Raw genomic sequence first — 25257 nt, 5'->3', positions numbered from 1 at the left:
ACTACCAAGGTTATAGGGACAAGCCGTACGGGCAATTAGTACTGGTTAGCTTAATGCATTACTGCACTTCCACACCCAGCCTATCAACGTCCTGGTCTCGAACGACCCTTTAAAGAGCTCAAGGCTCTGGGAAATCTCATCTCAAGGCAAGTTTCCCGCTTAGATGCTTTCAGCGGTTATCTCTTCCGAACTTAGCTACCCGGCAATGCCACTGGCGTGACAACCGGTACACCAGAGGTTCGTCCACTCCGGTCCTCTCGTACTAGGAGCAGCCCCCTTCAAATTTCCAACGCCCACGGCAGATAGGGACCAAACTGTCTCACGACGTTTTAAACCCAGCTCACGTACCACTTTAAATGGCGAACAGCCATACCCTTGGGACCGGCTACAGCCCCAGGATGTGATGAGCCGACATCGAGGTGCCAAACTCCCCCGTCGATATGAACTCTTGGGAGGAATCAGCCTGTTATCCCCAGAGTACCTTTTATCCGTTGAGCGATGGCCCTTCCATACAGAACCACCGGATCACTATGTCCTACTTTCGTACCTGCTCGACTTGTCGGTCTCGCAGTTAAGCACGCTTATGCCATTGCACTATCATCACGATGTCCGACCGTAATTAGCGTACCTTCGAACTCCTCCGTTACACTTTAGGAGGAGACCGCCCCAGTCAAACTGCCTACCATGCACTGTCCCCGATCCGGATAACGGACCAAGGTTAGAACCTCAAATGAACCAGGGTGGTATTTCAAGGTTGGCTCCACAAACACTAGCGTGTCTGCTTCAAAGCCTCCCACCTATCCTACACAGATTGATTCAAAGTCCAATGCAAAGCTACAGTAAAGGTTCATGGGGTCTTTCCGTCTAGCCGCGGGTAGATTGCATCATCACAAACATTTCAACTTCGCTGAGTCTCGGGAGGAGACAGTGTGGCCATCGTTACGCCATTCGTGCAGGTCGGAACTTACCCGACAAGGAATTTCGCTACCTTAGGACCGTTATAGTTACGGCCGCCGTTTACTGGGACTTCAATCAAGAGCTTGCACCCCATCATTTAATCTTCCAGCACCGGGCAGGCGTCACACCCTATACGTCCACTTTCGTGTTTGCAGAGTGCTGTGTTTTTATTAAACAGTCGCAGCCACCATTTTATTGCAACCCGTTCATCCTCATGGAGTAAACCAATCAAACTACTAGGGCGTACCTTATCCCGAAGTTACGGTACCAATTTGCCGAGTTCCTTCTCCCGAGTTCTCTCAAGCGCCTTAGAATACTCATCTCGCCCACCTGTGTCGGTTTGCGGTACGGTCTCGTATGACTGAAGCTTAGAGGCTTTTCTTGGAACCACTTCCGATTGCTTCAGAACCTAAGTTCCTCGTCTCGACCCCTTGAATTACGTACCCGGATTTGCCTAAGTACCTTCTATGAGTCAAAAACTGGCTATTCCAACAGCCAGACAACCTTCCGCGATCCGTCCCCCCATCGCATCATACGACGGTGCAGGAATATTAACCTGCTTCCCATCAGCTACGCATCTCTGCCTCGCCTTAGGGGCCGACTCACCCTGCTCCGATGAACGTTGAACAGGAAACCTTGGGCTTACGGCGTGGAGGCTTTTCACCCCCATTATCGCTACTCATGTCAGCATTCGCACTTCTGATACCTCCAGCATCCTTTACAAGACACCTTCGCAGGCTTACAGAACGCTCTCCTACCATATGTCCTAAAACATATCCGCAGCTTCGGTGACTGGCTTAGCCCCGTTACATCTTCCGCGCAGGACGACTCGATCAGTGAGCTATTACGCTTTCTTTAAATGATGGCTGCTTCTAAGCCAACATCCTGACTGTTTTAGCCTTCCCACTTCGTTTTCCACTTAGCCAATCTTTGGGACCTTAGCTGGCGGTCTGGGTTGTTTCCCTCTTGACACCGGACGTTAGCACCCGATGTCTGTCTCCCAAGCTCGCACTCATCGGTATTCGGAGTTTGCAATGGTTTGGTAAGTCGCAATGACCCCCTAGCCATAACAGTGCTCTACCCCCGATGGTGATACTTGAGGCACTACCTAAATAGTTTTCGGAGAGAACCAGCTATTTCCAAGTTTGTTTAGCCTTTCACCCCTACCCACAGCTCATCCCCTAATTTTTCAACATTAGTGGGTTCGGACCTCCAGGGCGTGTTACCGCACCTTCATCCTGGCCATGGGTAGATCACTTGGTTTCGGGTCTACACCCAGCGACTGTCGCCCTATTCGGACTCGATTTCTCTACGGCTCCCCTATACGGTTAACCTCGCCACTGAATGTAAGTCGCTGACCCATTATACAAAAGGTACGCAGTCACGGAACAAGTCCGCTCCTACTGTTTGTATGCACACGGTTTCAGGATCTATTTCACTCCCCTCCCGGGGTTCTTTTCGCCTTTCCCTCACGGTACTGGTTCACTATCGGTCGATTACGAGTATTTAGCCTTGGAGGATGGTCCCCCCATGTTCAGACAGGATTTCTCGTGTCCCGCCCTACTTGTCGTATGCTTAGTACCACCGTTCGAATTTCGTGTAAGGGGCTATCACCCTCTATGGCGCCTATTTCCAGAGGCTTCCACTATCCGATCGACTATCACATACAGGCTCATCCCATTTCGCTCGCCACTACTTTGGGAATCTCGGTTGATTTCTTTTCCTGCAGCTACTTAGATGTTTCAGTTCGCCGCGTTCGCTTTGCATACCTATGTATTCAGTATGCAATGACCTATAAAGGCCGGGTTTCCCCATTCGGAAATCTGCGGATCAAAGCTCGTTTGCTAGCTCCCCGCAGCTTATCGCAAGCTACTACGTCCTTCATCGCCTGTAATCGCCAAGGCATCCACCATGTGCACTTATTCGCTTGTCCCTATAACGTTGGCCTCTGCTGACAACAGAGATCGTCACAGATACAAGAGTACAGCTGTGTTGCAATGATACAAATACTACTACCCAAGCACATGCTGTCGCATGTGCTTAAAAACTTTACTTCTTCCAGATTGTTAAAGAACGAAAAAACAGTGATCTCGAAAAGACCAAACCTAAATCCATCCAACAGGTTGTTGGCGACTTACGTTTGAACTTTTACCGTAATGGTGGAGGATGACGGGATCGAACCGACGACCCCCTGCTTGCAAAGCAGGTGCTCTCCCAGCTGAGCTAATCCCCCATTAGGTGATGCTGTGCTGATTGGTAGGGCTGGTTGGACTCGAACCAACGACCCCCGCGTTATCAACACGGTGCTCTAACCAGCTGAGCTACAGCCCCGATAAAACTGTTCTTTACTATTCAACAGTCGATAAGCGTGGACGCTTGATAATGAAACTTCTCAGTTTCGTGGTGCTACTCTAGAAAGGAGGTGATCCAGCCGCACCTTCCGATACGGCTACCTTGTTACGACTTCACCCCAGTCACGAATCCTACCGTGGTAAGCGCCCTCCTTGCGGTTAAGCTACCTACTTCTGGTAAAACCCGCTCCCATGGTGTGACGGGCGGTGTGTACAAGACCCGGGAACGTATTCACCGCGACATGCTGATCCGCGATTACTAGCGATTCCAACTTCACGCAGTCGAGTTGCAGACTGCGATCCGGACTACGATACACTTTCTGGGATTAGCTCCCCCTCGCGGGTTGGCGGCCCTCTGTATGTACCATTGTATGACGTGTGAAGCCCTACCCATAAGGGCCATGAGGACTTGACGTCATCCCCACCTTCCTCCGGTTTGTCACCGGCAGTCTCATTAGAGTGCTCAACTAAATGTAGCAACTAATGACAAGGGTTGCGCTCGTTGCGGGACTTAACCCAACATCTCACGACACGAGCTGACGACAGCCATGCAGCACCTGTGTTACGGTTCTCTTTCGAGCACAACCAAATCTCTTCGGTCTTCCGTACATGTCAAGGGTAGGTAAGGTTTTTCGCGTTGCATCGAATTAATCCACATCATCCACCGCTTGTGCGGGTCCCCGTCAATTCCTTTGAGTTTTAATCTTGCGACCGTACTCCCCAGGCGGTCTACTTCACGCGTTAGCTGCGTTACCAAGTTAATTAAAACCCGACAACTAGTAGACATCGTTTAGGGCGTGGACTACCAGGGTATCTAATCCTGTTTGCTCCCCACGCTTTCGTGCATGAGCGTCAATCTTGACCCAGGGGGCTGCCTTCGCCATCGGTGTTCCTCCACATCTCTACGCATTTCACTGCTACACGTGGAATTCTACCCCCCTCTGCCAGATTCTAGCCTTGCAGTCTCCAACGCAATTCCCAGGTTGAGCCCGGGGATTTCACGTCAGACTTACAAAACCGCCTGCGCACGCTTTACGCCCAGTAATTCCGATTAACGCTTGCACCCTACGTATTACCGCGGCTGCTGGCACGTAGTTAGCCGGTGCTTATTCTTCAGGTACCGTCATTAGCGAGGGATATTAGCCCTCACCGTTTCTTCCCTGACAAAAGAGCTTTACAACCCGAAGGCCTTCTTCACTCACGCGGCATTGCTGGATCAGGCTTTCGCCCATTGTCCAAAATTCCCCACTGCTGCCTCCCGTAGGAGTCTGGACCGTGTCTCAGTTCCAGTGTGGCTGGTCGTCCTCTCAGACCAGCTACTGATCGTAGCCTTGGTGAGCCTTTACCTCACCAACTAGCTAATCAGATATCGGCCGCTCCAGGAGCACAAGGTCCGAAGATCCCCTGCTTTCATCCTTAGATCGTATGCGGTATTAGCGTAACTTTCGCTACGTTATCCCCCACTCTTGGGTACGTTCCGATATATTACTCACCCGTTCGCCACTCGCCGCCAGGTTGCCCCGCGCTGCCGTTCGACTTGCATGTGTAAAGCATGCCGCCAGCGTTCAATCTGAGCCAGGATCAAACTCTTCAGTTCAATCTCTGTTTGTTGGCATTTCTGCCACCCTGCATTGCTGCAGGGGTCGCTCACTCAAAATACTGACCGTTACTCATTGCTGAGCAACGTATTTCTTTTTTGTGAACATTTGATAATTTAAGTAATCAAAGACCGAAGTCTTTGGCACCCTCATCAAACGCCCACACTTATCGACTGTTAATTTTTAAAGAACTTTATTCGGTGCTGCTTCCTCTGCCGTATTCTTCGAAGCGTTGTGTTCGTCGCAGCAGGAGGAAAGAGAGTATGCGATGTTTCATGATGGTTGTCAACGGCTTTTTTACGATATCGCAGAGCCTGCTGTCGACGTTGGCTGGAGGAAATCGAACGCGACAGTACGAAGCGCTGCGCCGCGAGAGGGTATGAGCGACCGCTCACCATCATCGGCGCAGAGAGAGTCCACCCTACCGTTCGACAAGCTTGCAGCCCAACTGCCCTATTCGAGGATTGGCGCAGCGGTCGGCTAGCCTGGTCTGGTCTACTGGGTGCGGCGGTGACTCTGCCTCAACAAGAAAGCGATCGATTGGGTCCAACACGGATAGAACCAGCTTTCCAAAAACAGCGTCTGAGCCTACTCAGCGTTGTATGCGTCGCGCACGCCTACGACGAACAACGGCAAAAAACTGACGCCGACGGGCAGTCAGGCAGCCGCTGCTCGGCTCGTAGTGACCATCTCATTCGCGCCAAGATAGGTACGGGCTGCGAATGTGGCCATGTGTTCATCACTCGCCGTCCAACTGGAGATCCATGCACTCGGCGCGACGCCGGAAAACATGACCTGACCCCGTGCCGGATCCCGCGCCTGATCCCGCGCCTCAACGGGTGCGAGCCCGTCCTCAACCGGTTGGGTGCGGTCAATAATATGCGCCGCCGTAAGCATATCCGTGGCCGCGCTGACGTTGCCTCGATGGGTATTCACAATCAGGCCAACCCAGATTTCAATGCCGCTGCGTCCACGGCTTCTGCCACATCACACGTAAGCGCACGCATGCGCTTTGCACTTATATCGGCCATCCACGAAAACCTGGATTTCTCAACGCAGCGGTGCAGACTCGTACCATCGGTGCGTCGATCGGGTCCTCGACCTGGGCGTTAGCATTGCGGCTGCCTGCTTGACGGCATAACGGCGTAGTGCTGCTGGCGAGTGGGCCCGACGGTCAACGCAGTGAGAGAGGTACGGGAGAAATGATTTGAAGGCATCGCAATCTCGGTACAGAGCAAGCAATCTTGTTGGTTACCTCGGTCGCCGGGAATTATCGTGTGGTAGCGTTGATAGCGAAATGGACTTTGCACCAATGTAGGCGATCGTCGGTACCATGCTTCCTGGTATCCATTCTTCTGATGTGTAACGTCTTGAATGAGCGCCAGCAAAAGTGGAATTGGCCTGATCATACATATGCTGAGTGCCGTCGAAGTGAGCAGTTAGCCATGGATCATTCAGGCATTTGAGTTTCCGCGCTCCAAAGCGAAAAGCCCCACTCAGATTACTGAGTGGGGCTTTTCTATATAACTAGCCTGACGATAACCTACTTTCACACTGGTTGCAGCACTATCATCGGCGCAAAGTCGTTTCACGGTCCTGTTCGGGATGGGAAGGGGTGGGACCGACTTGCTATGGTCATCAGGCATAACTTGTACGAGCCTCGTTGCTGATGCAACGCTGCTCTGAATCTGGAAGAAGTAGTTTTTATTGGGGTCGTATTTGTATCAACAACAGCTGAACTCTCGCTAACCCTGGACTACCAAGGTTATAGGGACAAGCCGTACGGGCAATTAGTACTGGTTAGCTTAATGCATTACTGCACTTCCACACCCAGCCTATCAACGTCCTGGTCTCGAACGACCCTTTAAAGAGCTCAAGGCTCTGGGAAATCTCATCTCAAGGCAAGTTTCCCGCTTAGATGCTTTCAGCGGTTATCTCTTCCGAACTTAGCTACCCGGCAATGCCACTGGCGTGACAACCGGTACACCAGAGGTTCGTCCACTCCGGTCCTCTCGTACTAGGAGCAGCCCCCTTCAAATTTCCAACGCCCACGGCAGATAGGGACCAAACTGTCTCACGACGTTTTAAACCCAGCTCACGTACCACTTTAAATGGCGAACAGCCATACCCTTGGGACCGGCTACAGCCCCAGGATGTGATGAGCCGACATCGAGGTGCCAAACTCCCCCGTCGATATGAACTCTTGGGAGGAATCAGCCTGTTATCCCCAGAGTACCTTTTATCCGTTGAGCGATGGCCCTTCCATACAGAACCACCGGATCACTATGTCCTACTTTCGTACCTGCTCGACTTGTCGGTCTCGCAGTTAAGCACGCTTATGCCATTGCACTATCATCACGATGTCCGACCGTAATTAGCGTACCTTCGAACTCCTCCGTTACACTTTAGGAGGAGACCGCCCCAGTCAAACTGCCTACCATGCACTGTCCCCGATCCGGATAACGGACCAAGGTTAGAACCTCAAATGAACCAGGGTGGTATTTCAAGGTTGGCTCCACAAACACTAGCGTGTCTGCTTCAAAGCCTCCCACCTATCCTACACAGATTGATTCAAAGTCCAATGCAAAGCTACAGTAAAGGTTCATGGGGTCTTTCCGTCTAGCCGCGGGTAGATTGCATCATCACAAACATTTCAACTTCGCTGAGTCTCGGGAGGAGACAGTGTGGCCATCGTTACGCCATTCGTGCAGGTCGGAACTTACCCGACAAGGAATTTCGCTACCTTAGGACCGTTATAGTTACGGCCGCCGTTTACTGGGACTTCAATCAAGAGCTTGCACCCCATCATTTAATCTTCCAGCACCGGGCAGGCGTCACACCCTATACGTCCACTTTCGTGTTTGCAGAGTGCTGTGTTTTTATTAAACAGTCGCAGCCACCATTTTATTGCAACCCGTTCATCCTCATGGAGTAAACCAATCAAACTACTAGGGCGTACCTTATCCCGAAGTTACGGTACCAATTTGCCGAGTTCCTTCTCCCGAGTTCTCTCAAGCGCCTTAGAATACTCATCTCGCCCACCTGTGTCGGTTTGCGGTACGGTCTCGTATGACTGAAGCTTAGAGGCTTTTCTTGGAACCACTTCCGATTGCTTCAGAACCTAAGTTCCTCGTCTCGACCCCTTGAATTACGTACCCGGATTTGCCTAAGTACCTTCTATGAGTCAAAAACTGGCTATTCCAACAGCCAGACAACCTTCCGCGATCCGTCCCCCCATCGCATCATACGACGGTGCAGGAATATTAACCTGCTTCCCATCAGCTACGCATCTCTGCCTCGCCTTAGGGGCCGACTCACCCTGCTCCGATGAACGTTGAACAGGAAACCTTGGGCTTACGGCGTGGAGGCTTTTCACCCCCATTATCGCTACTCATGTCAGCATTCGCACTTCTGATACCTCCAGCATCCTTTACAAGACACCTTCGCAGGCTTACAGAACGCTCTCCTACCATATTGATCAAGTAATAAATTACGAGAAAAATATCCGCAGCTTCGGTGACTGGCTTAGCCCCGTTACATCTTCCGCGCAGGACGACTCGATCAGTGAGCTATTACGCTTTCTTTAAATGATGGCTGCTTCTAAGCCAACATCCTGACTGTTTTAGCCTTCCCACTTCGTTTTCCACTTAGCCAATCTTTGGGACCTTAGCTGGCGGTCTGGGTTGTTTCCCTCTTGACACCGGACGTTAGCACCCGATGTCTGTCTCCCAAGCTCGCACTCATCGGTATTCGGAGTTTGCAATGGTTTGGTAAGTCGCAATGACCCCCTAGCCATAACAGTGCTCTACCCCCGATGGTGATACTTGAGGCACTACCTAAATAGTTTTCGGAGAGAACCAGCTATTTCCAAGTTTGTTTAGCCTTTCACCCCTACCCACAGCTCATCCCCTAATTTTTCAACATTAGTGGGTTCGGACCTCCAGGGCGTGTTACCGCACCTTCATCCTGGCCATGGGTAGATCACTTGGTTTCGGGTCTACACCCAGCGACTGTCGCCCTATTCGGACTCGATTTCTCTACGGCTCCCCTATACGGTTAACCTCGCCACTGAATGTAAGTCGCTGACCCATTATACAAAAGGTACGCAGTCACGGAACAAGTCCGCTCCTACTGTTTGTATGCACACGGTTTCAGGATCTATTTCACTCCCCTCCCGGGGTTCTTTTCGCCTTTCCCTCACGGTACTGGTTCACTATCGGTCGATTACGAGTATTTAGCCTTGGAGGATGGTCCCCCCATGTTCAGACAGGATTTCTCGTGTCCCGCCCTACTTGTCGTATGCTTAGTACCACCGTTCGAATTTCGTGTAAGGGGCTATCACCCTCTATGGCGCTTATTTCCAGAAGCTTCCACTATCCGATCGACTATCACATACAGGCTCATCCCATTTCGCTCGCCACTACTTTGGGAATCTCGGTTGATTTCTTTTCCTGCAGCTACTTAGATGTTTCAGTTCGCCGCGTTCGCTTTGCATACCTATGTATTCAGTATGCAATGACCTATAAAGGCCGGGTTTCCCCATTCGGAAATCTGCGGATCAAAGCTCGTTTGCTAGCTCCCCGCAGCTTATCGCAAGCTACTACGTCCTTCATCGCCTGTAATCGCCAAGGCATCCACCATGTGCACTTTTTCGCTTGTCCCTATAACGTTGGCCTCTGCTGACAACAGAGATCGTCACAGGTACAAGAGTACAGCTGTGTTGCAATGATACAAATACTACTACCCAAGCATGCATCACATCTCGTTTCCGATTTGCGCTACATACTTAAAAACTTTACTTCTTCCAGATTGTTAAAGAACGAAAAAACAGTGATCTCGAAAAGACCAAACCTAAACCGCGTTGGCATATTCGCCAGGCTTACGTTTGAACTTTTACCGTAATGGTGGAGGATGACGGGATCGAACCGACGACCCCCTGCTTGCAAAGCAGGTGCTCTCCCAGCTGAGCTAATCCCCCATTAGGTGATGCTGTGCTGATTGGTAGGGCTGGTTGGACTCGAACCAACGACCCCCGCGTTATCAACACGGTGCTCTAACCAGCTGAGCTACAGCCCCGATAAAACTGTTCTTTACTATTCAACAGTCGATAAGCGTGGACGCTTGATGAGCAGAGCGTAAGCTCTGCAAACCATTAAGGTTTGCGGTGCTACTCTAGAAAGGAGGTGATCCAGCCGCACCTTCCGATACGGCTACCTTGTTACGACTTCACCCCAGTCACGAATCCTACCGTGGTAAGCGCCCTCCTTACGGTTAAGCTACCTACTTCTGGTAAAACCCGCTCCCATGGTGTGACGGGCGGTGTGTACAAGACCCGGGAACGTATTCACCGCGACATGCTGATCCGCGATTACTAGCGATTCCAACTTCACGCAGTCGAGTTGCAGACTGCGATCCGGACTACGATACACTTTCTGGGATTAGCTCCCCCTCGCGGGTTGGCGGCCCTCTGTATGTACCATTGTATGACGTGTGAAGCCCTACCCATAAGGGCCATGAGGACTTGACGTCATCCCCACCTTCCTCCGGTTTGTCACCGGCAGTCTCATTAGAGTGCTCAACTGAATGTAGCAACTAATGACAAGGGTTGCGCTCGTTGCGGGACTTAACCCAACATCTCACGACACGAGCTGACGACAGCCATGCAGCACCTGTGTTACGGTTCTCTTTCGAGCACAACCAAATCTCTTCGGTCTTCCGTACATGTCAAGGGTAGGTAAGGTTTTTCGCGTTGCATCGAATTAATCCACATCATCCACCGCTTGTGCGGGTCCCCGTCAATTCCTTTGAGTTTTAATCTTGCGACCGTACTCCCCAGGCGGTCTACTTCACGCGTTAGCTGCGTTACCAAGTTAATTAAAACCCGACAACTAGTAGACATCGTTTAGGGCGTGGACTACCAGGGTATCTAATCCTGTTTGCTCCCCACGCTTTCGTGCATGAGCGTCAATCTTGACCCAGGGGGCTGCCTTCGCCATCGGTGTTCCTCCACATCTCTACGCATTTCACTGCTACACGTGGAATTCTACCCCCCTCTGCCAGATTCTAGCCTTGCAGTCTCCAACGCAATTCCCAGGTTGAGCCCGGGGATTTCACGTCAGACTTACAAAACCGCCTGCGCACGCTTTACGCCCAGTAATTCCGATTAACGCTTGCACCCTACGTATTACCGCGGCTGCTGGCACGTAGTTAGCCGGTGCTTATTCTTCAGGTACCGTCATTAGCGAAGGATATTAGCCTCCACCGTTTCTTCCCTGACAAAAGAGCTTTACAACCCGAAGGCCTTCTTCACTCACGCGGCATTGCTGGATCAGGCTTTCGCCCATTGTCCAAAATTCCCCACTGCTGCCTCCCGTAGGAGTCTGGACCGTGTCTCAGTTCCAGTGTGGCTGGTCGTCCTCTCAGACCAGCTACTGATCGTAGCCTTGGTGAGCCTTTACCTCACCAACTAGCTAATCAGATATCGGCCGCTCCAGGAGCACAAGGTCCGAAGATCCCCTGCTTTCATCCTTAGATCGTATGCGGTATTAGCGTAACTTTCGCTACGTTATCCCCCACTCTTGGGTACGTTCCGATATATTACTCACCCGTTCGCCACTCGCCGCCAGGTTGCCCCGCGCTGCCGTTCGACTTGCATGTGTAAAGCATGCCGCCAGCGTTCAATCTGAGCCAGGATCAAACTCTTCAGTTCAATCTCTGTTTGTTGGCATTTCTGCCACCCCACCTTGCGGCAGGGGTCGCTCACTCAAAATACTGACCGTTACTTCATTGCTGAAGCAACGTATTTCTTTTTTGTGAACATTTGATAATTTAAGTAATCAAAGACCGAAGTCTTTGGCACCTTCATCAAACGCCCACACTTATCGACTGTTAATTTTTAAAGAACTTTATTCGGTGCATCTTGCTGTTGGTAGCGAATCGTTTTGTTCGCTGCAGCAGAGAAGAGAGATTATGCTGTGTTTCCGAAATCTCGTCAACTCTTTCTTTTCGCTCCGTCTCAGATTTCTCTGTAGACCTTGCTCTCGTAACCACTTGATTACGTTAACTTTTTCGGTCAGTGCCGAAGCGGAGGCGAACTATAACAAACCATGGGTGGATTGCACAAGACCTCTTCAGGAATATTCTTCAAAGCGAGTATTCATGCGTCAAAAATAGCAATACGCGACAGATGACATGGGCTTGCTCCACGAATCGCGAGGGACTGCCAACGCATGAGGGCGCTAGCCTCCTTGGGTAGCATTGCTTGCAATTATCTAGCGTGCGACCTATATTGGATCCATGACGACCCCTTCTCTTCCCTCTACCACCACACCCCGCCTCGACGAACAGCTATGCTTCGCGCTGTATTCGACTTCGTTGGCAATGATGCGGGTGTATCGTGGCGTGCTCCCTCAACTGGGCCTGACCTACCCTCAATATCTCGTCATGATGGTGTTGTGGGAACAGGACCAATTGACGGTGTCAGATATCGGCGTGCATCTGTTCCTGGATTCCGCGACGTTGACACCCCTGCTTAAACGCATGGAGGCTCAGGGCCTTGTCCAGCGTAACCGGGCTCGTAGTGATGAGCGGCAAGTGATCATCAGCCTGACTGACGACGGCAAGGCACTCAAACAGAAGGCCGCCAACGTAATGGCGGCAGTATTTCGTGCGACGAAGTGTTCGGCCGACGAAGCAGAGACACTACGTAGTCAGTTGGTCGAACTGCGCAATAGCTTGAACGACAACGACGGCTAAGCCCACGCTGTCGTTCATCTGACTTACGCTGCGATTCGCAGCGGTTGGTTCTCGGCATTGATTCGGAACACCCGAACCGTTCGCAATAAATTCCCCGCTTGCTCGTTGAGCGCTGCCGCCGACGCAGCGGACTGCTCGACCAGCACAGCATTTTGCTGGGTTGCTTCGTCCATCTGATCGACAGCAAGGTTGACCTCCTGGATACCGGCGTGTTGCGCTTCGCTGGCAGCGGTGATCTCTTCGATAATACCGCTGACATGTCGCACGCTCGTCACGATGTCGGTCATCGTCGTACCGGCTTGTTCGACCAGCTTCGAGCCCGCATCCACCTTCGCGACCGATTCGCCGATCAGTGCGGAAATTTCCTTTGCCGCGCTGGCTGAACGATGTGCCAGGCTTCGCACTTCACTAGCGACCACAGCGAAGCCTCGGCCCTGTTCGCCTGCGCGCGCTGCCTCTACTGCAGCGTTGAGTGCGAGGATATTGGTTTGAAATGCAATGCCGTCAATCACGCTGATGATGTCCGAGATCTTGTGCGCTGATGCATTAATCTCCTGCATCGTGCTCACCACTGCACTGACGACACTGCCACCTTTGCTGGCAACCTGACTCGCTGACGCCGCCAGGGTATTGGCATGACGGGCATGTTCAGTATTTTGCTCTACCACAGCAGTGAAATTTTTCATTGACGTAGCCGTTCGACCGAGTGAGGTGGCTTGTTGAGCAGTGCGCGTTGAAAGGTCGCTGTTGCCGGCGGTAATTTCGCTGGAAGCATTCGCAATCATGTCAGTGCCACCGCGCACTTGCGCAACGATGCGCTGCAGACTGCCTTGCATTTCTCCGATGGCATACATGACGCTTGCGCGATCTTTAGGGCGGACAGTCACCTTGACCGTGAGATCACCTGACGCGATCGCCGATGCGATGCGATTGACCTCCAAAGGCTCGCCACCCAGCTGGCGCAACAGGTGCGCCGTGATGGCGCCACCAACCAGAATACTGATCATCACTGCAGCGAGGGCAACCGCGATGATCGTTGTTTGTGCAGACGTGATGGATTGCTCGGCGCTCAGCGTGCCCGCTTCAACCTGCTTTTGCACAGCCTTGATCACCCGATCGATGTCGAGCACGTTTTGCCGGCGCAGCGGGCTGCACTCATTGACCAGGAATGAACCATATTCTGTCATCTGACCGGCATCGCGGTAGCGTCTCGGACGATTGAGTTCCTCTGCCATACGCAGCAGGCCGGCGCGCATCGTCACAAAGTCAGCGTCTCCTTCAAACAGGGGCGCCAGAGCCTGCAACTCCTTGAGAAAATTGGCCTTTTGTTCATCCAGCAGGGCCAACTCACCCTGTGCTTTCATCGCATCGGGAATGATGTAAGCATTGCGTGCAGCTAGTCCGGTTTGCGCGAGAGATTCACGCAGCGCATACAGACGCTCGAGCTTCGTTGTGCGCACAGCATTCTGATCCGCCAGCTCCTGACCAACACTTCCTAACTCACGCCAGGCAAAAAACGCGAGCACGATAATGAGGATGCCGACCAGGCCGAATCCGACGCCGAGTTTTGCACGGGTACTGAGTGAGGAAAATATGTTCATATGATAACGACTTCGAGAGAAATATGCGGTTTCGCCGGTTGGCATGTAACCATCAATCAGCGGTGTTCAATGGTGAAAAAGCATTATAGAGAAGATTTAATAGCGCACGATTCATTCCATACGGAAAGCAAAGCTTTCTATACTTTAAGCTCCTTACGCTGATGTTTTTTCACACGAAAGCGATATATAACGGGGAAGATCAAGCGAACGTAAACGCCAGGGATGGTTGGGGGCTGCGTTTTGATGAATGGGATCGAGCCAGGTATCATCGTGAGAATCAAGATGAGCCGTCTTGTTAGATCGATCGCCCAAAGCGAAAAGCCCCACTCAGATCACTGAGTGGGGCTTTTCTATATAACTAGCCTGACGATAACCTACTTTCACACTGGTTGCAGCACTATCATCGGCGCAAAGTCGTTTCACGGTCCTGTTCGGGATGGGAAGGGGTGGGACCGACTTGCTATGGTCATCAGGCATAACTTGTACGAGCCTCGTTGCTGATGCAACGAGGCTCTGAATCTGGAAGAAGTAGTTTTATTTGGGGTCGTATTTGTATCAACAACAGCTGAACTCTTGCAACCCTGGACTACCAAGGTTATAGGGACAAGCCGTACGGGCAATTAGTACTGGTTAGCTTAATGCATTACTGCACTTCCACACCCAGCCTATCAACGTCCTGGTCTCGAACGACCCTTTAAAGAGCTCAAGGCTCTGGGAAATCTCATCTCAAGGCAAGTTTCCCGCTTAGATGCTTTCAGCGGTTATCTCTTCCGAACTTAGCTACCCGGCAATGCCACTGGCGTGACAACCGGTACACCAGAGGTTCGTCCACTCCGGTCCTCTCGTACTAGGAGCAGCCCCCTTCAAATTTCCAACGCCCACGGCAGATAGGGACCAAACTGTCTCACGACGTTTTAAACCCAGCTCACGTACCACTTTAAATGGCGAACAGCCATACCCTTGGGACCGGCTACAGCCCCAGGATGTGATGAGCCGACATCGAGGTGCCAAACTCCCCCGTCGATATGAACTCTTGGGAGGAATCAGCCTGTTATCCCCAGAGTACCTTTTATCCGTTGAGCGATGGCCCTTCCATACAGAACCACCGGATCACTATGTCCTACTTTCGTACCTGCTCGACTTGTCGGTCTCGCAGTTAAGCACGCTTATGCCATTGCACTATCATCACGATGTCCGACCGTAATTAGCGTACCTTCGAACTCCTCCGTTACACTTTAGGAGGAGACCGCCCCAGTCAAACTGCCTACCATGCACTGTCCCCGATCCGGATAACGGACCAAGGTTAGAACCTCAAATGAACCAGGGTGGTATTTCAAGGTTGGCTCCACGAACACTAGCGTGTCCGCTTCAAAGCCTCCCACCTATCCTACACAGATTGATTCAAAGTCCAATGCAAAGCTACAGTAAAGGTTCATGGGGTCTTTCCGTCTAGCCGCGGGTAGATTGCATCATCACAAACATTTCAACTTCGCTGAGTCTCGGGAGGAGACAGTGTGGCCATCGTTACGCCATTCGTGCAGGTCGGAACTTACCCGACAAGGAATTTCGCTACCTTAGGACCGTTATAGTTACGGCCGCCGTTTACTGGGACTTCAATCAAGAGCTTGCACCCCATCATTTAATCTTCCAGCACCGGGCAGGCGTCACACCCTATACGTCCACTTTCGTGTTTGCAGAGTGCTGTGTTTTTATTAAACAGTCGCAGCCACCATTTTATTGCAACCCGTTCATCCTTCCACAGTAAAGTGGTCAAACTACTAGGGCGTACCTTATCCCGAAGTTACGGTACCAATTTGCCGAGTTCCTTCTCCCGAGTTCTCTCAAGCGCCTTAGAATACTCATCTCGCCCACCTGTGTCGGTTTGCGGTACGGTCTCGTATGACTGAAGCTTAGAGGCTTTTCTTGGAACCACTTCCGATTGCTTCAGAACCTAAGTTCCTCGTCTCAACCCCTTGAATTACGTACCCGGATTTGCCTAAGTACCTTCTATGAGTCAAAAACTGGCTATTCCAACAGCCAGACAACCTTCCGCGATCCGTCCCCCCATCGCATCATACGACGGTGCAGGAATATTAACCTGCTTCCCATCAGCTACGCATCTCTGCCTCGCCTTAGGGGCCGACTCACCCTGCTCCGATGAACGTTGAACAGGAAACCTTGGGCTTACGGCGTGGAGGCTTTTCACCCCCATTATCGCTACTCATGTCAGCATTCGCACTTCTGATACCTCCAGCATCCTTTACAAGACACCTTCGCAGGCTTACAGAACGCTCTCCTACCATATTGATCAAGTAATAAATTACGAGAAAAATATCCGCAGCTTCGGTGACTGGCTTAGCCCCGTTACATCTTCCGCGCAGGACGACTCGATCAGTGAGCTATTACGCTTTCTTTAAATGATGGCTGCTTCTAAGCCAACATCCTGACTGTTTTAGCCTTCCCACTTCGTTTTCCACTTAGCCAATCTTTGGGACCTTAGCTGGCGGTCTGGGTTGTTTCCCTCTTGACACCGGACGTTAGCACCCGATGTCTGTCTCCCAAGCTCGCACTCATCGGTATTCGGAGTTTGCAATGGTTTGGTAAGTCGCAATGACCCCCTAGCCATAACAGTGCTCTACCCCCGATGGTGATACTTGAGGCACTACCTAAATAGTTTTCGGAGAGAACCAGCTATTTCCAAGTTTGTTTAGCCTTTCACCCCTACCCACAGCTCATCCCCTAATTTTTCAACATTAGTGGGTTCGGACCTCCAGGGCGTGTTACCGCACCTTCATCCTGGCCATGGGTAGATCACTTGGTTTCGGGTCTACACCCAGCGACTGTCGCCCTATTCGGACTCGATTTCTCTACGGCTCCCCTATACGGTTAACCTCGCCACTGAATGTAAGTCGCTGACCCATTATACAAAAGGTACGCAGTCACGGAACAAGTCCGCTCCTACTGTTTGTATGCACACGGTTTCAGGATCTATTTCACTCCCCTCCCGGGGTTCTTTTCGCCTTTCCCTCACGGTACTGGTTCACTATCGGTCGATTACGAGTATTTAGCCTTGGAGGATGGTCCCCCCATGTTCAGACAGGATTTCTCGTGTCCCGCCCTACTTGTCGTATGCTTAGTACCACCGTTCGAATTTCGTGTAAGGGGCTATCACCCTCTATGGCGTCTATTTCCAGAGACTTCCACTATCCGATCGACTATCACATACAGGCTCATCCCATTTCGCTCGCCACTACTTTGGGAATCTCGGTTGATTTCTTTTCCTGCAGCTACTTAGATGTTTCAGTTCGCCGCGTTCGCTTTGCATACCTATGTATTCAGTATGCAATGACCTATAAAGGCCGGGTTTCCCCATTCGGAAATCTGCGGATCAAAGCTCGTTTGCTAGCTCCCCGCAGCTTATCGCAAGCTACTACGTCCTTCATCGCCTGTAATCGCCAAGGCATCCACCATGTGCACTTATTCGCTTGTCCCTATAACGTTGGCCTCTGCTGACAACAGAGATCGTCACAGGTACAAGAGTACAGCTGTGTTGCAATGATACAAATACTACTACCCAAGCATGCATCACATCTCGTTTCCGATTTGCGCTACATACTTAAAAACTTTACTTCTTCCAGATTGTTAAAGAACGAAAAAACAGTGATCTCGAAAAGACCAAACCTAAATCACATCAGTGAATCACTGACGACTTACGTTTGAACTTTTACCGTAATGGTGGAGGATGACGGGATCGAACCGACGACCCCCTGCTTGCAAAGCAGGTGCTCTCCCAGCTGAGCTAATCCCCCATTCAGGTGATGCTTAGTGCTGATTGGTAGGGCTGGTTGGACTCGAACCAACGACCCCCGCGTTATCAACACGGTGCTCTAACCAGCTGAGCTACAGCCCCGATAAAACTGTTCTTTACTTGTTCAACAGTCGATAAGCGTGGACGCTTGATAATGAAACTTCTCAGTTTCGTGGTGCTACTCTAGAAAGGAGGTGATCCAGCCGCACCTTCCGATACGGCTACCTTGTTACGACTTCACCCCAGTCACGAATCCTACCGTGGTAAGCGCCCTCCTTGCGGTTAAGCTACCTACTTCTGGTAAAACCCGCTCCCATGGTGTGACGGGCGGTGTGTACAAGACCCGGGAACGTATTCACCGCGACATGCTGATCCGCGATTACTAGCGATTCCAACTTCACGCAGTCGAGTTGCAGACTGCGATCCGGACTACGATACACTTTCTGGGATTAGCTCCCCCTCGCGGGTTGGCGGCCCTCTGTATGTACCATTGTATGACGTGTGAAGCCCTACCCATAAGGGCCATGAGGACTTGACGTCATCCCCACCTTCCTCCGGTTTGTCACCGGCAGTCTCATTAGAGTGCTCAACTGAATGTAGCAACTAATGACAAGGGTTGCGCTCGTTGCGGGACTTAACCCAACATCTCACGACACGAGCTGACGACAGCCATGCAGCACCTGTGTTACGGTTCTCTTTCGAGCACAGCCAAATCTCTTCGGCCTTCCGTACATGTCAAGGGTAGGTAAGGTTTTTCGCGTTGCATCGAATTAATCCACATCATCCACCGCTTGTGCGGGTCCCCGTCAATTCCTTTGAGTTTTAATCTTGCGACCGTACTCCCCAGGCGGTCTACTTCACGCGTTAGCTGCGTTACCAAGTTAATTAAAACCCGACAACTAGTAGACATCGTTTAGGGCGTGGACTACCAGGGTATCTAATCCTGTTTGCTCCCCACGCTTTCGTGCATGAGCGTCAATCTTGACCCAGGGGGCTGCCTTCGCCATCGGTGTTCCTCCACATCTCTACGCATTTCACTGCTACACGTGGAATTCTACCCCCCTCTGCCAGATTCTAGCCTTGCAGTCTCCAACGCAATTCCCAGGTTGAGCCCGGGGATTTCACGTCAGACTTACAAAACCGCCTGCGCACGCTTTACGCCCAGTAATTCCGATTAACGCTTGCACCCTACGTATTACCGCGGCTGCTGGCACGTAGTTAGCCGGTGCTTATTCTTCAGGTACCGTCATTAGCGAAGGATATTAGCCTTCACCGTTTCTTCCCTGACAAAAGAGCTTTACAACCCGAAGGCCTTCTTCACTCACGCGGCATTGCTGGATCAGGCTTTCGCCCATTGTCCAAAATTCCCCACTGCTGCCTCCCGTAGGAGTCTGGACCGTGTCTCAGTTCCAGTGTGGCTGGTCGTCCTCTCAGACCAGCTACTGATCGTGGCCTTGGTGAGCCTTTACCTCACCAACTAGCTAATCAGATATCGGCCGCTCCAGGAGCACAAGGTCCGAAGATCCCCTGCTTTCATCCTTAGATCGTATGCGGTATTAGCGTAACTTTCGCTACGTTATCCCCCACTCTTGGGTACGTTCCGATATATTACTCACCCGTTCGCCACTCGCCGCCAGGTTGCCCCGCGCTGCCGTTCGACTTGCATGTGTAAAGCATGCCGCCAGCGTTCAATCTGAGCCAGGATCAAACTCTTCAGTTCAATCTCTGTTTGTTGGCATTTCTGCCACCCTGCATTGCTGCAGGGGTCGCTCACTCAAAATACTGACCGTTATCTCATTGCTGAGACAACGTATTTCTTTTTTGTGAACATTTGATAATTTAAGTAATCAAAGACCGAAGTCTTTGGCACCTTCATCAAACGCCCACACTTATCGACTGTTAATTTTTAAAGAACTTTATCTGGTACTGCCTTGCCGCATGGTGCGAATCGTTTTGTTCGCTGCAGCAGAGAAGAGAGATTATGCTGCAATCCTACAATCTCGTCAACCCCTTCTTTTCGCTTCGTCTCAGATTTCTCTGTAGACCTTGCTCTCGTAACCACTTGATTACGTTAACATTTTCGGTCAGTGCCGAAGCGGAGGCGAACTATACCAAACCTGCCATGCAGTCCGCAAGGGACTACAAGGAAAAGATTTTGTCCTACAAGAGCCAGTCGATCGGCAGCCAACCCAGACCATGTACGACAGCCCGCTTCCACCACGTCGTTCCAGGCTCGACGTCATGCCGGACGATCTTGCCGTCGCGGCCTTCCAGCCAGTAGACATTGCCCTTCTCATCCAGCAGCACTTCATAGGCACGCATCGGCAAGGTCTCGTCCAGCGTTGTACTCAGACGGTGGGCCAGCTCGACGCTGTCAATCACCATCCCCATTTCGGTATTCAGGTGAATCGACCGCTGGTCGAAGTTGAACGAGCCGACGAAGATCCGGTTGCCGTCCACGCCAAACGTCTTGGCATGCAGGCTCGCATCCGAACTGCCAAAGCCGGCGCCACTGCGCTTTTTCTGGCGCGATGGCTCGTCGGTAGATGCACGACGCAATTCATACAACGCCACGCCAGCCTCCAGCAGCGGCTTGCGCCACTTGGCATAGCCGGCATGAACAGCGGAAACGTCAGTCGCCTCGAGCGAATTCGTGAGTACCCGGATTTTTGCGCCCTTCCTGGCCATCTCGATCATTGCAGCCGCCCCATCCTTGCCCGGCACGAAATACGGCGAGACCAGGTCCAGATTGCGTTCCGGCTGACCGAACAGCACTGCGAGCCTGGCCGCAATATTCTCATCTGGCGAAGACTGGTCCAGTACCTTGGCAGGATCGTCGCTCAGGAAACGCGCATGCGCCCATTCCAGCGGCAGCGTCCCGCTCATGACTTTATTCAAGAATGCCGATTGTCCGATCGCATCCAGATAGGCTTTGGTCTCGGCATCGACCGTGGCCGGCGGTGGCGCCTTGGCATCTGTCACCATCAGCGCCAGCGGATAGGCCGACGGACAGTTCCAATACAGGTCGAAATCCGCGGAAACTTCTTTCACCACCGGACCGGTAGCGATCACGTCAAGGTCGGCGAACGAGATATCGCCAGCCGCGCCGAAATACTCGTCGCCCACATTCCGGCCGCCGATGATCGTGGCCTTGTTATCGGCGGTGAACGATTTATTGTGCATGCGCCGGTTCATGCGCCAGAAATCGGCGACCATGCCAAGCGGGCGCATCGAGCGGATGCCGTTCGGATTGAACAGCCGCACCTCGATGTTCGGATGGGCATCGAGCTGGGCCAAGATCGCATCCAGGCCACCCGTATTGTTATCGTCCAGCAACAGGCGCACCCGCACGCCACGGTCCGCCGCCTTGCGCAATGCGTTGAACATCAGCATGCCGGTGGTGTCGTTGCGCCAGATATAGTATTGAACGTCCAGGCTGCGATCGGCCGCCTGCGCCAGCACGGCGCGCGCGGCGAATGCATCGCGCCCATCAGGCAGGCTGTGAATGCCGACCAGGCCGGGATGCGCCGTGGTCAGCGGCAACAGCGCCTGGCCGAGCCGGGTGTTGTCCGTATCAGTCAGGGCCGTGCTGGCAACGCGCCCCTCGAGCGGCGGCAGCGTTGAGCAACTCGACAGCGTCAATGCGCCTGCAAGCAGCGCCGTTGGCACCAGCAGCCATAATTTGGCGCGCTTCTTCATGGTTCAATGTCCTTCGAAGTCAGGTTTGCGCTTTTCAAGGAATGCCGACATGCCTTCTTTCTGCGCAGGGGTGCCGAAACCGGCATGGAAGTAGCGACGCTCGTAGGCCACGCCCTGGCTCAGCGTCATCTCATACGCCTGGTTGACGCAGTCCTTGATCTGCATGGCCACCGATACGGGCATGTCGGCAATGCCCTGGGCGATCTTGATTGCCTCGTCCATCACATCGGCCGCCGGGTACACGCGCGAGACCAGCCCGGTACGCTCCGCCTCGGCGGCGTCGATCATGCGCGTGGTGAGCAGCATGTCCATCGCTTTCGACTTGGAAATCGCGCGCGGCAGGCGCTGAGTGCCACCGGCACCTGGCGTCACGCCGACCTTGATCTCCGGCTGCCCGAACTTTGCGCTGTCGGCGGCGATCAAAAAGTCGCACATCATCGCCAGCTCACAACCACCACCCAGGCAATAGCCCGAGACCACGCCGATGACCGGCTTGCGGATGTCGAGGATGTGTTCCCAGTTACGGCCAATATAGTTATTGCCGTAGGTTTCCTGGTAATCGTACTGCGCCATGGCGGCGATGTCGGCGCCGGCAGCGAAGGCCTTCTCGCTACCCGTCAACACGATGACATTGATCGCCGGATCCTGGTCGAACGCGCGCAGCGCATCGCCCAGCTCGTTCATCATATTGTCGTTGAGCGCATTCATCGCCTTCGGACGGTTCAGCCGTACCACGGCGACCCTGCCGTGGTTCTCGATCAACAGGTCAGCATATTCCATGGGACACCCTCATCTGGTTGGATAGTATCGTCGCGATTGTAGCGCTTTCCGTGTACGTCAAGTCGAGCGCCCCGATCGGCCTGTATATATACGACGCCGCCCATCACGACCCTGCTGGCGGCAGCACGACCGGCAATTCCGGGCAGCCCATGGCCTGGCAACCATTGGGCAAGGTCCGCAGCCAGGTCACGATCGACTCCACCGACACGGTCTGGATCCGCCCCTTCCAGCGCAAGCTGGACGGATGGTCGTCAAACGCAATATTCGCCTTCGAGATCCGTGCGCCCAGGCGCGTCATCGTGCCCAACGCCAGCTCGGTTGGCTGGTAACCTTTCGACGCGAGCCAGGTCTGCGCTGTGGTGCGGGTCGTCGCGGCATCCTCGGGCGCGATGGCGTAGGCCAGCATTTCCAGGACCCAGCCGTTCGAATTCTGATAGCGCGTGCTGAACGGATAGGCAGCCAGGCTGTAGTGCGGCTCGTGGTAGTCGCGCGCCTTGTTGCCAAGCAGTGCGTTCTTGAGCCGGGCCTGGACAGCAGGTGCCAGACGCCAGATCCCGGCCTGATAACGCACTGGTGCGTCAGAGAAGAAATTAATCAACCCTTCGTCGTACAGTGCCGACGTCGCCGTGCCACACGTATTGAGCTTGTGCACCACCGACCAGGCGCCGGCTGGATGCGCGCGCACGGCGAATGCCGCGTGCGAATAGGTCAGCCGGTATGCCGACAGATCCTGCCCCACGCGCGCGATCAGCACGACATCGTCGCCGATGCCTTCGAGCGCCGTGCGCGTGAGATCGGCCATCTGCATGCTTCGGACCAATAGCTCTGGAGAAGCGACCTGCTCCTCGCAGGGGGTGCCGGCGAAGGCCGTGGGCACCGCCAGCGCCAGTGCAGCCGCAGCAACGGCGCGGCGCATCCTAGCTGCGCGGGCGCGAGTGGGCCATGCCGGTGCCTGGTTCGGCCAGCAGGGCGATGGTCGCCTTGCCTTTCTTGACAGCATAGCCAGCCTTGCCGACCGCTTCGATATCAATGCGATCGCCGGCCTTGATTGCCTCGTTCTGCACGATCCGGGTCTGGATTGCCATGTCGATTTTCAACTGCTGGTCGTCGCTGCGTAGTTCCAGCGCAGTCTTGTCGCCCTCAGGCCGGACCGCTGCAACGCTCCAGCGCCTGGACACATCGATGACGGCCTGCGAGCCTTCCGCCACGTGCTTCGCGCTCAGATAAACCACACTGAACGGCACCAGCAGCACGATGCTGCCTACCGACAGTACGGTATCGGAAGGACCAGGCGCGGCGGCCTGGCTGGGCGCGGCGATGGCAGCGGCAAGGCAAATGGCAAGGAGGGAATGCAGACGCATGAATAGAACCTGTGAAAAATGAAAGCACCACCACGTCACCGCGCATCAACACAGCGAAAAATTGCAGCGTGGAAATTGAATCAAAAGTCAGAGTAGCCCGATTCCCTCAATTATGCAACGAAGGTTCACTTCGGCAACAACACCCACATCGTTCCGCTCTGTTTCATGAGTCCGGCATTTTCCGTGGCTTCCGGCCCGAAGCCGAAGAAGAAATCGGCCCGCACCGCGCCGCGAATCGTGCCGCCCACGTCCTGCCCCATCACCAGACGCTGCAGGGGCGCGCCATCCTTCGGCATCGTCGTCGACAGCCACACCGGCGCACCCAGCGGCAGGATGGTACGGTCGACCGCAATCGAGCGGCCCGGCGTCAGCGGCACATTGAGCGCGCCGCGCGGTCCGACGCCCGGGTCAGCGACTTTGGTCTCCGTGAAGAAGATATAGCTCGGGTTCACATTCAACAGTTCCTGGCGCCGCGACGGATTCGCCACAATCCAGGCCCGGATCGACTGCGCCGACACCTGGTCTGGCGTCATGATCCCCTGCTCCACGAACCAGCGCCCGATGGCTTTGTAGGGATGACCATTCTGGTCGGCATAGCCCACGCGCACCGTTTCGCCGGTATCGAGCTTGATGCGGCCCGAACCCTGCACCTCGAGAAAGAACGCATCCACCGGATCACTCACCCACAGCAACTCCTTGCCGCTCAATGGCGCGCGGTCAATGTCGGCACGGCTCTGATACGGAATCACGGTCTTGCCGGAAAGCCGCCCACGCAGGCGCCGGTTCTGCAGATCGGGATAGATGCTGCCCAGGTCGACCGTCACCAGATCGTCCGGCACCCGGTACAGCGGCGTCTGGAACGCCCCGCCCCGCTTGCGTGCGCCATACAGCATCGCTTCGTAATAGCCGGTAATCAGCCCGGTATCGGCGCCATCCGGGTTACGCACCTGGTTCGGCACGAAATACGTCTCGAAGAAGCGGCGCACGGCTGCGACGTCCTTCGCATCGACCGCGCTGGCCGCCGCGCATGGCGTCTTCCACGGCGCCTGGCGCGACGCCAGCACGCTGCACGATTGGAGGAAGGCCGGCCAGGCCTGACGCACGTCGTCCTGCTGCCAGCCCGGCAGCGCGGCAAAGGTGGTGGGCGTAAGCGGTGCTGTCGGCGCTGGCGGCTGAACCGGCGGGGGCGCCACCACCACCGGCCCGACCGGCGGCGGCATCGTGACCGGCGGCGGGACCGATGGCGCCGTGGGCTTCGGTTCGGTCGAACAGGCACTCAGCAGGCTGACGAGCGCGATCAGGACGGGTACACTGCGGCGTATTGTATACATGGGAACCATGGGGACC

7 protein-coding genes, 6 tRNA genes and 8 rRNA genes are annotated in these 25257 nt (G+C 53.6%); 1 reads left to right on the top strand and 20 read right to left on the bottom strand.

Annotated elements, in window-relative coordinates; genetic code table 11:
• Positions 1 to 14: 14 nt before the first annotated feature.
• The 9 genes from AC1MGT_RS14590 to AC1MGT_RS14550 all read right to left on the bottom strand — a co-directional run bounded on the left by AC1MGT_RS14590 (position 15) and on the right by AC1MGT_RS14550 (position 11615).
• Positions 15 to 2890: ribosomal RNA gene (locus AC1MGT_RS14590) — 23S ribosomal RNA — on the bottom strand.
• Positions 2891 to 3114: 224 nt separating this feature from the next.
• Positions 3115 to 3190: transfer RNA gene (locus tag AC1MGT_RS14585), tRNA-Ala, on the bottom strand.
• Positions 3191 to 3211: 21 nt separating this feature from the next.
• Positions 3212 to 3288: transfer RNA gene (locus tag AC1MGT_RS14580), tRNA-Ile, on the bottom strand.
• A gap of 84 nt (positions 3289 to 3372) precedes the next feature.
• Positions 3373 to 4905: ribosomal RNA gene (locus AC1MGT_RS14575) — 16S ribosomal RNA — on the bottom strand.
• Between the two features lie 1531 nt (positions 4906 to 6436).
• A 5S ribosomal RNA gene (rrf, locus tag AC1MGT_RS14570) occupies positions 6437 to 6549 on the bottom strand.
• Positions 6550 to 6675: 126 nt separating this feature from the next.
• A 23S ribosomal RNA gene (locus AC1MGT_RS14565) occupies positions 6676 to 9567 on the bottom strand.
• A 241-nt stretch (positions 9568 to 9808) separates the two neighbouring features.
• A tRNA-Ala gene (locus tag AC1MGT_RS14560) sits at positions 9809 to 9884 on the bottom strand.
• A 21-nt stretch (positions 9885 to 9905) separates the two neighbouring features.
• Positions 9906 to 9982, bottom strand: a tRNA-Ile gene (locus tag AC1MGT_RS14555).
• Positions 9983 to 10082: 100 nt separating this feature from the next.
• Positions 10083 to 11615, bottom strand: a 16S ribosomal RNA gene (locus AC1MGT_RS14550).
• Together the 16S, 23S and 5S rRNA genes with 4 tRNA genes alongside form the textbook arrangement of a ribosomal RNA operon.
• A 587-nt stretch (positions 11616 to 12202) precedes the next feature.
• Here AC1MGT_RS14550 and AC1MGT_RS14545 point away from each other — a divergent pair.
• Positions 12203 to 12661 (top strand): MarR family winged helix-turn-helix transcriptional regulator, encoded by a 459-nt coding sequence (locus tag AC1MGT_RS14545; protein ID WP_499500770.1) that lies wholly within the window; start codon positions 12203 to 12205, stop codon positions 12659 to 12661.
• 23 nt (positions 12662 to 12684) lie between these two features.
• Here the strand turns inward: AC1MGT_RS14545 and AC1MGT_RS14540 are convergent, their stop codons facing one another.
• The 11 genes from AC1MGT_RS14540 to mltA all read right to left on the bottom strand — a co-directional run bounded on the left by AC1MGT_RS14540 (position 12685) and on the right by mltA (position 25241).
• The gene (locus tag AC1MGT_RS14540) at positions 12685 to 14307 is read right to left on the bottom strand and encodes a methyl-accepting chemotaxis protein (protein WP_499500769.1); all 1623 of its coding nucleotides are present in this window, start codon (positions 14305 to 14307) and stop codon (positions 12685 to 12687) included.
• A 316-nt stretch (positions 14308 to 14623) separates the two neighbouring features.
• Positions 14624 to 14736, bottom strand: a 5S ribosomal RNA gene (rrf, locus tag AC1MGT_RS14535).
• Between the two features lie 125 nt (positions 14737 to 14861).
• Positions 14862 to 17753 (bottom strand): 23S ribosomal RNA (locus tag AC1MGT_RS14530).
• Between the two features lie 242 nt (positions 17754 to 17995).
• Positions 17996 to 18071 (bottom strand) — tRNA-Ala (locus tag AC1MGT_RS14525).
• Positions 18072 to 18095: 24 nt separating this feature from the next.
• Positions 18096 to 18172, bottom strand: a tRNA-Ile gene (locus AC1MGT_RS14520).
• Positions 18173 to 18257: 85 nt separating this feature from the next.
• Positions 18258 to 19790, bottom strand: a 16S ribosomal RNA gene (locus AC1MGT_RS14515).
• Positions 19791 to 20230: 440 nt separating this feature from the next.
• Entirely contained in the window at positions 20231 to 21769 is a 1539-nt protein-coding gene (locus tag AC1MGT_RS14510) for a phospholipase D family protein (protein WP_499500768.1), read from the bottom strand.
• Positions 21770 to 21772: 3 nt separating this feature from the next.
• A complete protein-coding gene (locus tag AC1MGT_RS14505) occupies positions 21773 to 22549 on the bottom strand; it encodes an enoyl-CoA hydratase (RefSeq protein WP_499500766.1) in 777 nt (258 codons plus the stop codon).
• 103 nt (positions 22550 to 22652) lie between these two features.
• Positions 22653 to 23465, bottom strand: coding sequence for a DUF2145 domain-containing protein (locus AC1MGT_RS14500; protein ID WP_499500765.1), 813 nt, complete (start codon positions 23463 to 23465; stop codon positions 22653 to 22655).
• Between the two features lies 1 nt (position 23466).
• Positions 23467 to 23910: a hypothetical protein gene (locus AC1MGT_RS14495; protein WP_499500764.1), complete on the bottom strand. Its 444-nt coding sequence runs from the start codon at positions 23908 to 23910 to the stop codon at positions 23467 to 23469.
• Between the two features lie 125 nt (positions 23911 to 24035).
• Positions 24036 to 25241: a murein transglycosylase A gene (gene mltA, locus AC1MGT_RS14490; protein ID WP_499500763.1), complete on the bottom strand. Its 1206-nt coding sequence runs from the start codon at positions 25239 to 25241 to the stop codon at positions 24036 to 24038.
• Between the last annotated feature and the right edge of the window lie 16 nt (positions 25242 to 25257).

The sequence above is a fragment of the Telluria sp. BA11 genome, from assembly GCF_056680305.1.
The sequence above is the reverse complement of the archived record's forward strand: the minus strand, read 5'-3'. Positions and strand labels throughout refer to the sequence as shown.

Bases quoted from the DNA above. Each gene is read 5' to 3' on its own strand.
- AC1MGT_RS14510 (WP_499500768.1), bottom strand. From the start codon at position 21,769: ATGAAGAAGCGCGCCAAATTATGGCTGCTGGTGCCAACGGCGCTGCTT.
- AC1MGT_RS14500 (WP_499500765.1), bottom strand. From the start codon at position 23,465: ATGCGCCGCGCCGTTGCTGCGGCTGCACTGGCGCTGGCGGTGCCCACG.
- AC1MGT_RS14540 (WP_499500769.1), bottom strand. From the start codon at position 14,307: ATGCCAACCGGCGAAACCGCATATTTCTCTCGAAGTCGTTATCATATG.
- mltA (WP_499500763.1), bottom strand. From the start codon at position 25,241: ATGTATACAATACGCCGCAGTGTACCCGTCCTGATCGCGCTCGTCAGC.
- AC1MGT_RS14495 (WP_499500764.1), bottom strand. From the start codon at position 23,910: ATGCGTCTGCATTCCCTCCTTGCCATTTGCCTTGCCGCTGCCATCGCC.
- AC1MGT_RS14545 (WP_499500770.1), top strand. From the start codon at position 12,203: ATGACGACCCCTTCTCTTCCCTCTACCACCACACCCCGCCTCGACGAA.
- AC1MGT_RS14505 (WP_499500766.1), bottom strand. From the start codon at position 22,549: ATGGAATATGCTGACCTGTTGATCGAGAACCACGGCAGGGTCGCCGTG.